This window comes from Paenibacillus contaminans (genome assembly GCF_003285015.1).
Classification (GTDB): Bacteria; Bacillota; Bacilli; order Paenibacillales; family NBRC-103111; genus Paenibacillus_V; species Paenibacillus_V contaminans.
The window spans coordinates 182236-196895 of the sequence record NZ_QMFB01000004.1 but is presented as its reverse complement, the minus strand read 5'-3'; the positions used below and the strand labels follow the sequence as shown (position 1 = coordinate 196895).

The 14660-nt window shown below is 47.6% G+C and carries 10 protein-coding genes and 2 pseudogenes; 10 read left to right on the top strand and 2 right to left on the bottom strand.

Features of this window, described 5'->3' with window-relative positions; all coding sequences use genetic code 11:
• The first annotated feature begins 264 nt into the window (after window positions 1–264).
• Together DQG23_RS09650 and DQG23_RS09645 are read left to right on the top strand one after the other, a co-directional pair.
• Window positions 265–837, top strand: a complete 573-nt coding sequence (locus tag DQG23_RS09650; RefSeq protein ID WP_113030615.1) for a nucleoside/nucleotide kinase family protein — start codon at window positions 265–267, stop codon at window positions 835–837.
• 120 nt (window positions 838–957) lie between these two features.
• Window positions 958–1386 carry a hypothetical protein gene (locus DQG23_RS09645; RefSeq protein ID WP_113030614.1) on the top strand — a complete coding sequence of 143 codons (429 nt, stop codon included), beginning with the start codon at window positions 958–960 and terminating at the stop codon, window positions 1384–1386.
• Between the two features lie 255 nt (window positions 1387–1641).
• Here DQG23_RS09645 and DQG23_RS09640 read toward each other — a convergent pair whose 3' ends face one another.
• Window positions 1642–2115: an SRPBCC family protein gene (locus tag DQG23_RS09640; protein ID WP_113030613.1), complete on the bottom strand. Its 474-nt coding sequence runs from the start codon at window positions 2113–2115 to the stop codon at window positions 1642–1644.
• Between the two features lie 112 nt (window positions 2116–2227).
• Between DQG23_RS09640 and DQG23_RS09635 the strand changes: the two genes are divergently transcribed.
• Both DQG23_RS09635 and DQG23_RS09630 read left to right on the top strand, forming a co-directional pair.
• Window positions 2228–2641: a winged helix-turn-helix transcriptional regulator gene (locus DQG23_RS09635; RefSeq protein ID WP_146762273.1), complete on the top strand. Its 414-nt coding sequence runs from the start codon at window positions 2228–2230 to the stop codon at window positions 2639–2641.
• Between the two features lie 715 nt (window positions 2642–3356).
• Window positions 3357–3908, top strand: coding sequence for a hypothetical protein (locus DQG23_RS09630; protein ID WP_113030611.1), 552 nt, complete (start codon window positions 3357–3359; stop codon window positions 3906–3908).
• A 318-nt stretch (window positions 3909–4226) separates the two neighbouring features.
• On the opposite strand, the gene yjcZ is transcribed toward DQG23_RS09630, so the two are convergent.
• Complete coding sequence (gene yjcZ, locus DQG23_RS09625; RefSeq protein ID WP_113030610.1) at window positions 4227–4346, bottom strand: sporulation protein YjcZ; 120 nt, start codon at window positions 4344–4346, stop codon at window positions 4227–4229.
• Between the two features lie 461 nt (window positions 4347–4807).
• Between yjcZ and DQG23_RS09615 the strand changes: the two genes are divergently transcribed.
• The 6 genes and pseudogenes from DQG23_RS09615 (at window position 4808) to DQG23_RS09590 (ending at window position 14628) form a co-directional block, all read left to right on the top strand.
• Window positions 4808–5272, top strand: coding sequence for a DUF2691 family protein (locus tag DQG23_RS09615; RefSeq protein ID WP_113030608.1), 465 nt, complete (start codon window positions 4808–4810; stop codon window positions 5270–5272).
• Window positions 5273–5825: 553 nt separating this feature from the next.
• Window positions 5826–5906, top strand: a pseudogene (locus DQG23_RS43730) (DUF2441 domain-containing protein); the annotation flags it as partial.
• 93 nt (window positions 5907–5999) lie between these two features.
• Window positions 6000–6281 (top strand): annotated as a pseudogene (locus tag DQG23_RS43725) (DUF6756 family protein); the annotation flags it as partial.
• Window positions 6282–6523: 242 nt separating this feature from the next.
• Entirely contained in the window at window positions 6524–8818 is a 2295-nt protein-coding gene (locus tag DQG23_RS09600) for a helix-turn-helix domain-containing protein (RefSeq protein WP_113030607.1), read from the top strand.
• A 177-nt stretch (window positions 8819–8995) separates the two neighbouring features.
• Complete coding sequence (locus DQG23_RS09595; protein ID WP_113030606.1) at window positions 8996–10606, top strand: extracellular solute-binding protein; 1611 nt, start codon at window positions 8996–8998, stop codon at window positions 10604–10606.
• Between the two features lie 71 nt (window positions 10607–10677).
• Entirely contained in the window at window positions 10678–14628 is a 3951-nt protein-coding gene (locus DQG23_RS09590) for a hypothetical protein (protein WP_113030605.1), read from the top strand.
• The last annotated feature ends 32 nt before the right edge of the window (window positions 14629–14660 follow it).

The window sequence follows — 14660 nt, the reverse complement described above, 5'->3', positions numbered from 1 at the left end:
ATTTTCTAAAAGTTAGAAAGCTGACGATTTTCTAGCTCAAAAACCGCATCAAACTAACCACTCCACTAATAGTTTATTTTCTTTCAACAATTACGCTAACGGGTACTATAGTGGAGGAGCTTGCAGCGATGCAGCTCCTCTTGTTCAATGAAGTAACGGGCAGATTTGCTGAATAGATTTGGAAAAATGAAAGTGAATTGTAAATATACCTACTGTATACTTATTCCAAGTATAATTTTAATTGGAACCGAAAGAGGGTCAGAGATGAGTGCTATGGTTGTTTCAATAAGCGGCCCATCGGGTTCGGGTAAAAGTAGTCTGGTAAAGGCCGTTGAAAAATTGTTACCGGATGCTTGTTCACTTCATTTCGATGATTACAAAGAATCTACAAAGTTTCCTGAGGACTTAACAAGGTGGCTTAGCGAGGGCTGCAATCCGAACGACTTTATAACTCCTAGATTGGTTGAAGACTTGGAGACTTTACGCAATCAGGAACGGGTTAATTGGGTCATTCTCGAAGAGCCATTTGGTAGAGGAAGAAGTGCTATGTCAGGGCTTATCGATTTTGTGGTTTGCATTGATATTCCTCCAGAAATTGCATTCGCCCGAACAATAAAAAGAGCAGCCTCTAGTGTTCCAGAAAATGTAGAAGTATCTGCATTAATAAAAAGTATTATTGAATTTGTGGATCAATACCTTTCTGTAAGTAGGGATTCTTATGAAAAAGTAAATAAGAATGTAAAAAAGGACTGCAATCTGGTCGTAGATGGAACAAAGCAAGTTGAAGTTCTTGCTAAGGAAATTGTAACAGCTGTACAAAAAAGTCTATTCCGCTAACGGGTACGATAGTTCAATGACGAACAGGCTGCCGGCATCATCCGTAACCTGCTCAAAGGCTCTTATATTTCATAAGAAATCAAAATTATTAGTCGAGTTTTCCGCTAATGGGGGGGGGTGTTGTTAATTAGAAAATATGGAAGCAAAGTCGGTGGGACGGTTGCCATAATCGCACTTGTTTCAGCGATAATAATCTTTTTCGTATTTTGGATGATGGGAAAAGACTTACATAAAGAAGAGATCAACAAGTCGATTAAGTTAAAAGGTGGTACTGTTCAACAAATAATTGAAGTGAAACTAGAGGATAGCCCATTTATTGAAACAATGGAAAGTCGTATTGGAAAGAGAAATGACTATGATAACGCTTTTTATAAAATAATTTATGAAGTCAATGGCGTCAAACATACAGCCTGGTTTAGAGGGATTAATGGACCATTTGTGAAAAATAGAGAAACATCTGATATTTACGGTTCAGTTATAGAGGAGACCTCAGAAAACAAATCTTTGATAAAACAGTATGGCAAGCGTTGGATATTTGAAGAAGAATGAATTGTCGTGTTTATTCAACTAACGGGTACGATAACTCAATAAACACCAAGAGACGGCAGCCGGTGAAAGTGGCTGCCGTTTCTCAACTAATCGGCAGGATAGTTTAAGATCATTCGCGCTGAACCGTGCCACAAATAACGGCAAGTTTTTGGGGACTATTGCTAATACTTTGCTCGACGCTTTCAGAAGAGGCAGCGAAATCTCTTGCAAAGCCTTGGTTGCTAAGCGCCGAGCTACGGTCTATGGCATGGGTTTCTAAGAGTTCTTTATGCCGTGTTTGTTTGCAATTTGCTCGCTTTGGTTGGGCTGGCCCTTACCCTTGGTGATCAAGTCGCGAAGGCTGCCGCTTATGTAGATGCCCCAGGAGTCCGTACAGACGGCGTAGCACTCATACTCGGGAACGAGGCCTACGTGCGTAAATCGAACTTCTGTTTTGCCGTCCTTCTTGGCGATTTCAAAGAGAATGTCGGTATCCTTCCACTCGTTCTTGTCCTTAACGAAGTTAAAGTAGTTGTCTGTAATGTGCCAAACAACCTTTTTACCTGGAACAAGCTCGGTGATTTGGATGGTGCAGCGGTGAATATCTTGGTAGCGGTACTTAAATTCACCGAGTTCGTCGGTAGTGCCCTCAATTTCCTCAGACCACCATCCGCGGACGTTATTGATGGCGGCGAAGACTTCTTCCGGGCTTTGGTCTACCTTAAAAAAAGTGCTATAACTTTGATTCATGCAAGCTATCTCCCCTCGTTAAATGTTGACTACACATCGAGTATAAATTCTGTACTTTCAAAATGCAAGTACAAACTTGCAAAATGCAAGCACGAATTGTATAATCATTCTCATGAAAAAGCGACCTTCCACAGTTTGTCCAATCGTATATGCGCTCGACATATGGGGTGATCCCTGGAGCCTAGTCATACTTCGTGACGTCCTTATCCATAACAAGCGGTATTACCGCGAGTTTCTTGCTTCACGCGAGCACATCTCAACTAATATTTTGAGTGCGCGGCTTCAATCACTCGCTGAAGCAGGCCTGCTCGTCAAGATAGAAGGAGATTCAAACCGCGCACAAACTATGTACCGACCAACACAAAAGGCACTTGACCTGTTTCCGGTCGTTTTTGCCATTATGCACTGGGGCCTGAAATACAACCCCAATACCGATATGACTATTCCGATCATGCAAGAACTAACATCAAACGAAAAAGGGCTGGAGCTGCGCCTTTTGCAGAATTTCGACGATATTACATCATAAAAAATCTCGTCGCAATTCCTACGTTCTTAAGCCATGAAAATAGTCTTTATACGGAGAAAGTATCGTTATCGGTCTCGAAGCGATCGGTCAAGCTGAAAACAGTGGGTTTTAGCCCTGGGGTTGTCCCAAAAGGGTAAAGCGGAATGAGCCGGTCCCAAAATGTAAACAAAAAGCTTTCAAAACCACTGTTAAAGTGGAGCTGGAAGCCTTTTGTTTGCGAATTTCACACGTTAAGTGGGGCGTATTGAGGACAGCCCCTTGTTTTATTTCAAAAACTTGTCGTTACAGATAGCGCGGGGAATCGCGAAGATTGATTAAGCTACGGGTACGATAATAATCAACCAGAATGGGGCTGTCGATATGAACCGGCGCTGTTTTTAATAAGCAATCGCATGTAGTTGACTACCATTCGGATCAGTAAAACTAAACCATCTCATAAGATCGGATAAGGGCATAAGAAGATCAAGACATATTCGGTGGGTAACTCGAAGAAGAGGAAGCATCGGCTAACACCGCATTCACGCTTCGGGCTATTCGGCCTTCGGTCCTGTTAAGCTAACGGGACACGATTGCGGAGGAGCTTGCCATGAGGCGGCTCCTTCTCTCTTTATTGAAGTAACGGGCAGATTAGTGGAATAATCCGATTAAAGAAAAAAGGGGTATGATGTCGTTCAGCGAATATAAATTTAGTACCAATCTTTGTTAGGAGAGGAAAATGAAAATTAATAAATTTCTAATTCCGCTCGTCGTTGTTTTTATTTCTGTTTCTTTCATTCTTTTGATATGGCTAATGCAACAAAATAAACCTCTGTATGATCAAATTGGAAATGTAATTTCAGAATCAGATTTGGGTTACAGTGAATTAATACATATACATGCAGATAGAGATCAGACGATAGCATTTTATAAAACTAATAAGTCAGAGTTATGCGTTGTATTATTACAGAAAAAATTTCGTGGATATGAACTGAGTGATTATATAAATAAAAGTCCAATGTTTACAGATCAAGACTTAAGCTGGCATGGATCGGAAAATCAAAAATCAAATATTCATATGCTTTATGGAGTTGTTAAAGATCCAGAAATAACTCAGATTCTTTTGATAAGTGAGGGTGACAAGACAGCTCATATTATTAAAAATGGCGAATATTCGATATGGTACTCCTTGGTCGAAAACGAATTGAAGATGCCTATTACTATTCGGGCAACGAACAAAGAAGGAAAAATATTGTATGAAACTGGTGATGTTGGTTTTTGGAATGATTAGAACTCACCCTCATTACGCTAACGGGTACGATAGTTGAGGAGCTTGCAGCGATGCATCTCCTCTTTTTCATCACTTTCTACTATAATTTACATTTGAAGAAGACGCCGAATATCGGCAGCGATTATGTTTGCTCGACAATAAGGTGTCGAAGTATAAAATATCGAGTCTCCCACTGGCTTCGGCTGGTGGGGCTGACAGTATGTAGAAGGGAAGCAATGGGGGCTCCCTCCTAGTGGATACTGATTAGTATTCTACATCAAAGCACATGCGACAAAGACCAACAGGACAAAAAGGACTAAAATCCCTATAACAAAAGTATTAATAGCCAAAGCCCATACAAGCACAGGCCACGATGACCAACAGAATGAAAAGAACCAGGATAGTACCAGTAGAAGTAAATCCTCTTCCGATTCCGCGAACTTCAGCAACTTCACTCATTTATTATTTCTCTCCTTTCTAAATCACAACAGAATTAGTATCCGAATCCACCGCCGAAGAAACCGCACGTACAAGCGATGATCACCAACAAAATGAACAAAACAAGAATCGTGCCAGTTGATGTGAAAGCTCCATTAAAACCGGACATTTAAACCTTCCTTAGTTTTGTTTCCGTTCGATGGCAATAGTCTGTGCGTTTATTTTCCGCAATTAGCCATCCCTTCCGTCGGTCTATACCTATAATATGGTGAAGGCTTCTTTTTGATTGGGGAGATGACGATAGCTTTTTGAATTAGTGTAAACGCTGATTAATCGAAATAATGGAAATTTTGCAGATGGAGAATTCGTTAGGAAAAACAAAAGGACTCCAATCGAGGAGTTCTTCATAATGTCTTAAATTATAGGCAATCGCTTCACTAAACTATCAGGATGATCTAATGGGTTAAAAGGGGGTACAAAGTATGCGAGGTATTAGTTTCGAGATCCCGAATGAGTACGGTAAGTGGCTACCTAATATCCTGAAGCCGATTGATTGTAAGGAATACAACTGGATAATTGGAGCAGGAGAAGAATATAAACTTCAAGATAACGATTTAGTGTCGTTATTTCCTGATGACGTAGATATACTCAAAGGAAAGGAATTACTTCAGTTCATTGACACCACAGAGCCTCAATATATAATCTTTGCTGACCTAAAAGCTTTTCCCCTAGAGTCCAATTTATTAGAAATCGATTCATACGAAGACTTTCTTATAAGTGATTGCGAACTAATATTGCTGATTGTGGACTCTGTCTACACATCACTTTACTGTAAGGATGTCGAAACCTTGAATGAATTGTACGCTAATGCTTCATCGCTTAACGTCGACTCATTGACTTATATAACCGATGATAATAACTTTAGTAAAAAATTAAAAGTAAGGTAAACTTTAAGACTGTCACACGGTTTCCTTAGCACTAACGGGAACGCTAGCGTAATGAGAATAGGCTGCCGGACATTCGGCAGCCTGTTCAACAAGCAGGATAGTTTAGTAATAATTGTTCTCCACCTTCATTGTCACATTCCCTAAAGTTCTTGTCGCGGTCGAACTACTCCTTTGTACAGCACGACAAGACCGTCAATCATTTACGCGGCAGCCTCGTCCTTGTTGTCGGGTGACAAGAACATTATCCCATTCCCGACAGATCGCCTTTAAGGAATAGGACTGGAGATATCCATTCCGTCTCAAAGGCTAGTTGATTGATCCCGGCCGCCAGTGCACGGCGAAGTGAGATGCCGGATTGTGCTCAATTTAGGAAGACGCTGCGTTATTTCCTGCGGGAAGCTATTGGAGTGACGGAGACGCGTGATGCATAGCCTCTTGTATGTCTACCACATTGTTACTAGGAAGTGAATGTTTCTTGAACTGGTGATTAATTTTGATATAGACCAGAAAAACACCTTATACAACTTCTTTTTTGAGAAGATGCTTTTCCCTTAATGTAAAGAATGAACTTCCCGAGCTCTTGATTAACGGAAAAATTAAAGTGGTAGAGAATATTGATGATTTCTCCGCTTAATTTAGAAGTTATTCGGGGTGATAAACCATTAAGCTAACGGGACACGATAGTTGAGGAGCTTGCATGGAGACTATAATTTAAGTAAGGAAAGATCAATGGCGGAGTATTCTGGATAATATTGAAGAAAGTTTCTTAATAAAAACTTACTACACACAAAAAAGATTACATTGTGGATGGAATAGACTTAAGGAGCCTACATACTCTGTAGGATTTGTAAATCCAACATATAAACATTTTGAATACTTTAATCAAGAAAAGTACATTTGGTTTATTGCAGAAGTTTTTAATGACAAGATGTGGGTCTATGAAGGTGAAAGTAATGTGATATTCAACCAAACAATGCCTGAGTTATTTCTTTTTAAAGAGTATTATTAAATGTGATATCGTAAAACCATATTCACGCTTTGGGTCATTCTGCTTGATTCGTGAATTGTGGTGAGGATCGCAAAATGATCCAACGATTTTCCCTCCCTTGCCAGCGAACCTGTTTGCAAGTTATGATGGGAGCAAGGGGGACCTCGGACCAGCTCGGGGAAGAAGGGACGACAGTGTAAGTTTTTGTCCTTCTGTTCGTTTGTGAAATCGCTTTCAAATATGAAAAAAAAGGGGTGAACAGCGTGTCAGGCAAGCGGTTTTCGTTCAAGAGCAAACTGATCGCTTTTACGATGATGGTGAGCGCTGTTCCCGTCATTTTGCTCGGTTTTATTTCCTCTTATATATTTTCCAAATCGCTGCAGCGTGAAGTCGACTTGCATCAGCAAAGCATTCTGAAGAATTTTGAGTCTCAACTGAACAATTACTTGTCCCGTATCGATGAAATTTCGATCTCGCTGGCGACAAGTCCGATCGTGCTGGAGGCTGCGGAGCGCGGGGTTTCGATGAAGACGCTCGACATTTCCCTTGAGCTGATGGATACTTTGCGCAATCTTGTCGGTAATTCTGATCTGCCTATCGACATATCGCTTATTTTCCCAACCCAGAATACGGTATATTCGCAAACGACCGGGCTCGTGCGGGAAATCTATTATCCGTTCAGCGAAATCAACCGGCTGGTATGGAACGGCACGATTACCTCCTACCGGCTTCCGCCGCAAACGTTTGCGAATCAGAATGATCTGCTGATCGTCCGTCCGGTACCTTTGAACTCGTCTGCGCCGAAAGGGGTTCTGGTCGTTCATCTGAAATCGGCTCTGCTGGTCAAAATGATTGAGCGAATGGCTCCGCCGCTTCAGCGCATCCTGCTCGTGCTGGACGATCGCAATCGTCCAGTCGTGAGCGGCCAGACGTGGAGCAGCGGCGGCGCGGCCGATCCGACCGCCCAGATTGTCGGCCTCGTCACGGCCAGCCGCGAATTGCCCGATCAGATCGAGCTGAACGGGGAATCGTTTATTATGACAGCTACGCAATCATCGGCCAACGGGTGGAAGTATGTGGCGATCGCCTCTACCCAGGAACTGTCCCGGCAATCGCACAATATGCAGCGCATCGCCTGGCTGCTTGCCGGAGGGCTGGCGATTATATGGGCCGGCGCCGCCATCGTAGGGTCGAATCGGCTGTATTCCCCTCTGCAGCGTCTGGTGAATAAGTTTTCACCGCGTTCGGAAGGACATGCCGGCCTCTTCGTCAAGCGGGCTCCCGACATTATCGACAGTCTCGACTTCACCATTCAGCAGCTGCACGACAACAATGAGCGACTGATGGTGCGGCTGAATGAGCAAATGCCGCTTGTGAAGGAGCATGTACTGCTTCAGCTGTTACACGGCAAGATGACCGATCCGGACATTCCCGATCAGGTGCGGCAGGCGGAGCTCGCTCCGCTGCGAGGCGAACTAATCTATGTCTGCATCGCCGAAATCGATCAGTGGCACGAATTGAAGCAAATGTATGGCGAAACCGACCGCTCCCTCATCGTGTATGCCCTGCGCAAGCGGATCGAGGAGCTCGGAGCGATGCACTATCCGATTCTCGGCATCTCGCCGAAGCCCGGACAGGTTGTTTTTGTATTGGCTGCCGACGAGCCTGAGGAAGTGTCCTTTGCGAAAATCAAACAGCTTGGCGAGCAGCTTTGCCAACAAATAGACCGGGAGTTCCCGTTCTCGCTGTCGGTTGCAATCGCCGGGCCGCGAAAAGGGCTCGAGCATGTTCAGCTTTCCTATGAGGAAGCGCAATCGCTCATGTCGTATCGGCTGGCCAAAGGGCCGCAATCGCTCATTACCCGGGAAAGCATCGAAAGCACCTTGCACGCTCCGCTCGGTCGTCTGATTGTACATGAGCAGGCGATCACGGCCGCAGTTGCCCAAGGGCGTTTTGAGGAAGCGTATGAAAGTCTGGATGAGCTGGTGCGAGAAGCCGGTCAGTCGATCCACAGCTCGGCGACGATTTTGGCTCTGTTCACCCATCTGCTCGGCGAACTGGAGCGACTGCTGGCTGCATCGGATATCGAGTTGTCCGGCATTATCGGTGAAGAGGCTCTCGGTCAGCTGTCCGGTATGCACAGTCTGGCCCTACTGCATCAGTGGATGCGGGATACGGTACTGACCGGCATTCAGCATCAGCTTGAGGAGCTTCACGTTCCACGCCGCAAAAAGCTCGTTCAGCATGCCGTCTCCGCGCTCCAGCAGCAGTTGGAGGAGGATATATCCCTGCAGTCGCTAGCCGAGCAAATGGGGGTATCCCGGGCGACTTTGAGTAAATGGTTCAAGGAGGAAACGGGGCTGTCCTTCAGCGAGTTTCTCATCCAGCTTCGCATGACCAGGGCGAAGGAATGGCTGTCTTCTTCGGAGCTGCCCATCCGTGTCATTGCCGAACGTTTGCGCTACACATCGGTCACCAATTTTACCCGCATATTCAAGCAGTCGACCGGCACGACGCCGGGAGCGTTTCGCAACCGGTATATCGCTTCGGAGGAGTGAAGCGTTGCCCAACAGCCCCTTTCTCTTGAGAAAGAGGGCTGTTATCTTTATGTCGTCCTGCTTATCCGTTTGTCGCCTTGCGGAAAGACGAAGTGACAATTGAACGGTTTTCGCGGCCATGTCACGATGGCGATACCGGTTTTGACAACCGGAATCTGAAATCAATGGGGGATAAACATGAAAGCGTTACGAATTGGCAAAAGCGGGATCGCGCTGACGATGGCGGCAACGTTAGCGCTGAGCGCCTGCACCAGCAAAGGGTCGCCGCAGAGCGAAACCCCTGGTACGGGCGAAACAAACGGCACGACCGGCACCAAGGCCGAAGCAAGTAAGAAGATCAGCCTTAACTGGTTCATTACGGCACCGCCCAACAGCGTGCTGCCAAGTGCGGACAAAGACTTCGTTCGAAAAACGATCGAGGAGAAGTTCAACGTGGATTTACATGTGGAGTACATGGCGGCCGGCAGCGACTACAATACGAAGATAAACGCGCTGCTTGCCTCCACGCCGCCCGATATGTGGCGGGACGCCAATCCCGACGGCGGGGTTCAATTGGTCCAGAACGGACTAATCGCCGATTTGACGGATTTCGTCTCGCCGCAAACGATGCCGAACTATTTTAAGCATTGGGTGAGTAAAGAAGTGCTGCAGCGCTACCAGGTGGAAGGCGGTTTTTATCTCGCTCCTTTGCCGTACAGGAAAAAGGTTTACCGGTCTTACTATATTCGCAAGGATTGGCTCGATGCGCTTAACCTGAAAATGCCGACCAATTACAAGGAATACATGGAGGTGCTGCACCAGTTTACCTTCAAAGATCCGGACGGCAACGGCAAAAACGACACGTACGGCTTCACCACATCCGGCGGCGGAACCAGCATTGGTTATGATTGGCCGGAGGAAATCAACCATGGACTGCTGTTTCCTGGGTTTGTCGAGGGAAATCGATTTATTTTGAGCTTGTATTCGCCGAAAATGGAACAGGTGCTGGATGATATTGCTAAAGCGATTGATATGCAGGTTGTCGATCCCGACTGGTACTTGAACAAGAATCCGCAGCATATCGAAAAGGCGATTCAGGGCCGGGTCGGCGTCGTCGTCGGCAACTCCATTGATTTTGCATTGGACAACAACGAGCAAGGCATTCAATACCGGTCGAAGCAAATCAATCCGAAGGCGGATTGGAGACCGTTCACCCTTTTTGGCGATAGACCGGTCATGTTTGACGGAGCTCCGTCAAGTCCGTTCCTGTTTGCGAAGTCTGTTGCCGCGAAAAACCCGGAAAAGGTACGTCGTTCTGTGGAGATTTTGGACTGGCTGGCAAGCGAGGAAGGATTTCTGCTCACCCAATTTGGTCAGGAGGGCAAGCACTATACACGCGAAGGTAATACGATCCAGCCCGATTACGAGGCATACACCAATGACATTATCAAAAACGGCGATTATTTGCGAATCTGGTCTTTTTTTACGGAAGCGGTACGACAGCCGGAAGTGTTCGGATTGGAGCTGATGGACAACAAGCATACCGATCGCGACCGTGGCATTCTCAAATGGCTTGAAGCCCAGCCGACTCATATGTTTACTGGGGGAGTTTCACTCATTCCGCCGACAAACTTTGATTTGGCCGGTGTGGACAAACGGCGCGACGAATTTCTGGCGAAAGCGCTTTTTGAAGACAAGTCGGGAAAAAATTGGCCGCGTTATCTGGATGAATTGCTCAATAAGTACAAAGTGAAAGATTTGGAGGACGCCTATACCGAAAATGTACGAAGCGCAGGCGTCATTCGCTAAAGCTTTTGGGAGCGAAGCGCGCTGGCTGGTGGCCCCTTCGCTCCTGTCCATCATCTGAATGGGAGGTTTTGATGATCGTGAAAAAATGGAAGCTTATTAGCATGACGCTGGTTGCAGCTCTATTAAGCACGGGGCTGCTGCCATTAGGGGCCGCCGCCCAGGACACCGATCTTGACCGTTTTCTCTTCGTTGATCAAAGCTACAATTTTGGCCGGGCAGCATCCGATGAGGAAACGGGCGGCTCGATGGCCTGGGGACAAAGCTATTACTCCAACGCTTATGTTGACATGTACGAGACGACAGGGGAACGCTTTTGGCTGGACAAAATTGTGGACCAGACGGATCGAATCGTGGCCAACGCGCGTGATCATGACAATGACGGCAATTTGGGCTGGGCCGACTTCGGCTATGCGAAACCGCAAATCAAAAATTCCACGTTCTCTATCCCGGGTGCAAGCAGGGCGGCAAGCGAGGAACATATTGAGAACAGCTCGTTCGAAGCCGACACCGACAACGATAACATCCCTGACAACTGGATCGTTCAGGGGGATTCCGGCAGCGTGTATCGTTCAACTGCGTCGGGGGATTCCTTTGACGGAGCTGCGGGCGTCATCGTCACCAGTAACAGTGTCGATGACAACCGGCTCGTACAGCCGTTTGCCTACGAATCCGGCAAATCCTATATCGTAGAAGTATTTGCCGGTGTCGAAACCGAGCAAACCGAGGCTATTGTGGATGTGTTCAACGCCACGACAGGTTCCGTACTCGGAATGATGCGTGTCCATCACGTTGGGTTCGAGCGTTATTTGTTTGAGTTTACGGCACCGTCGAACGGAATTCTTCAGCTTCGGCTTGGTCTGGAAAGCTATACGGAGGCAGGTTACAAAGCGCGCTTCGATGCCGTATCGGTCAAGATTTCTGACGCTCCGGACGCTCCGGCCCCTGAAACGGCCGCATTGGACAATGGCGGTATGGAAAATCCGGACCCGCTGGACAACACAATGGCCGCAGGCTGGATTCGCTGGCCTGAATCGACATCAGCCAATGTTTATATGACAACAGACGCTTTCAGTGGCAGCAACGCGCTTGCCGTAACAACCGATCATTCCTCTTGGGAAATCGCCGAACAGGTGATTGACTACTTGCCCGGACATATCTATACCCTCACATTCAAGGGAAAGGTGATGGGCGGCGCCGCTTCCGGCTTAGTGAGCGTTTACAATGAAACTGACGCCGTAGTGCTTGGTAATATAATGTTTTCCAGCACGTCGTGGGATAGTTATTCGTTGACGTTTACCGCACCTCAAGCTTCCGGCAAAACGGTGAAAATCCGATTGCTCCAATCCGACTGGCAGCTCGTCGGCTTCACGAGTTTGTTTGACGATTTTGAATTGTCCTACACTGCGCCGACAAATCTTGTTATTAACGGCGCTTTCGAATCGGCTGAAGGAGACCCGACGCTTCCGGCAGGCTGGACACGGACCAGCGGAACGTCTTCTACCGACATTTACCTTTCATCGGGAATCAACAACTATTATAGCTATCAATGGGGCGTTGCGATGAGCGCCGACAACGTATCGGCGAAAGGACTCGAACAGACGTTGCCCTATGTCCCGGATGAGACGTATGTGATCACGTTTTGGGCACGCACGACTGACCCGCGTTATCCCGGCGAGTTACAGATTTACGACGAGACAGGCAGTGTGATGCTTGGCTCATCCAACATCACGGGAACGGCCTGGTCCAAGCATGTGCTCAAGTACACGGCGCCCTCGACAACGGACCATACCGTGAAACTGCGCCTTGTTCGACCGGCATCGCCGGGGCAAGCGATCGATTACATCGATGATATATCCATTCGATCGTTGGCTATGACCGATGCGGCTGCCTGGACCCGAGAGGCGACCCCGTTTGCTGCCGCTCATCGCTATAATGATCCGACAGTTTTTGCCGACGAGTGGGGATTGCGACTTGTTTATGACGGCAGTCTGGCTCCTGAAATCGTACAGCAGCTGCACAACTATCATCCGAACTCGGAATACGGAATCAACTTTAACGGCAAAGTTTCCCCGGGTGCGACGGGGCGAGTTCGCTTGCAGGACCGCACAACCAACACGACGTTGGGCAGTTGGGGCTTAAGCGAGCAGATCCCTTATACGACGGGATACTTTCAAACTCCGGAGGCCGGACATGAGCTGTTTGTAGAAATATCGATTCCGTCGGGCGCTGCAAACGATACTCTTTGGTTAGACGGCATCATGGTGGCACAGTCTTGGGAAAATCAAGTCCATGAAGCGATGATCGGCTCAGCCATTCTCCGTTTTGTCAATACGGTTTATGCCGACAGTTCGCTGCACGCCGCCTACAAAGCAAAAGCCGATACGTACCGGAACTTTATTGCAGACAATCTCGTGCATAAGTGGGATCCGTGGTGGCGCCAAATCAGTGGAGTCGACGGTCACAATAACGGCACCGGCGTTTATTTAATCCCCGATGGATTCAGTACGGAATGGTTTCCTGGGCGGACAATGCCGCACAATCAATACTTGATGGTCGCCGAGCTGTTCTATCAGCTTTATGAGGCCACGGAAGGGGAGTACGCCTACGCCGTCGATCGGCCGTTCTACTGGAGCCGAGCCAACGATATGGAGAGAGCGTTCAAGGAAACGATAGATGCCCATCCTCTCAATACCGCGCAAAATACGGACGCTTACTTGTGGCATTACTGGGACCCGATGGGGCCTTGGGATGAAGGACATTATGCGGTGTACACCTACGAAGATATGTCTCATGCTGCCATAACGATGACGGGGGTGCTGGGCGCCTATCGGCGAGGTCAGGTGTTTACTTATACGGATATGCAAAAGTTTGCACGCACGATGACCGACATTATGTGGAACGGCAGTCTCACCAGTCCGGTTGTATCGTGGGACAATTCGCGCGGGCCCGTCAACACAGGAGATAACATGCTCACCATTTATTATCATAATTGGACGTATATGGCCGAAATCGATCCGCTGCTCCGCGATATTTCCGCTGCAATATGCGATACGCTCGCATGTTCCCCTACCCAGGCGTCGGGAATCGCCAAGTGGAGCGGCAACAAAATAGCCAACTCGAATTTCGAGCTTGCAGATCCGCTGGACCCGACTCTGCCGTATCGGTGGGCGCGATGGCAAGGGGACAGCAGTACGGTGTATCGGACTACTTGTGACCCGGGAATGGGGGAAGACTCGGTTATCATCAAGACGGACGGATCGGCTTGGCAGGTACTGGAGCAGCCCATTGCGGACTATGAGCTGAACACCGATTACACGATTTCGTTTCTAGGTAAAGTATACGGACTGACGGACGGTCGTGCCGAAGTGTACGATTATACGACCTCGACATTACTAGGATCGATAAACTTTTCGGAAACGTCATGGACTCGAAAGGCGTTTACCGTTCGAACGCCTGCCAGTTCGGGTCATAATATCCGAGTGCGGTTGTACACCGGCGATTATACGCCAGCCATGCAGCAGGTCGGCTTTGATGACGTACGAGCATTGCCGTCGCTCAGCGGTACCGAGGTTGCCAATGCCGGTTTTGAGACGCCGGACCAATGGGATTCTACACTCCCGCGATACTGGCAGAGGGGCGAGGAAACAAGCATGACGAACGTTTTGCTGGATACAACCGACAAGCATTCCGGACTTTCATCGCTCAAGCTGGTGTCGGCGGCTGGAGCGGAGGAGCAGGAGTTGTTCTACGAATGGAAAGGTTACAAGTCGAGCGGGACGTATACCGTCACGATCGAAGGAAAGTCGAGCGGGACGGCAGGCGGCAAGGTGGCGATCATCGATACTTCATCGAACACCGAATTGGCGAGCACGGTCATTTCCGCTTCCAACTGGACGGCCTCGACGATGACGTTCACCGCCCCTTCTGCATATGACCGGACGCTAAAAATCGTCATCACCCACAACAATCCGTCGGTTGCCGGCACCGTATGGGTTGATGAGATGAATATCCGTTCCGAATAAAAAGTGGAATTGAAAACGGTAACCGGAGGAGA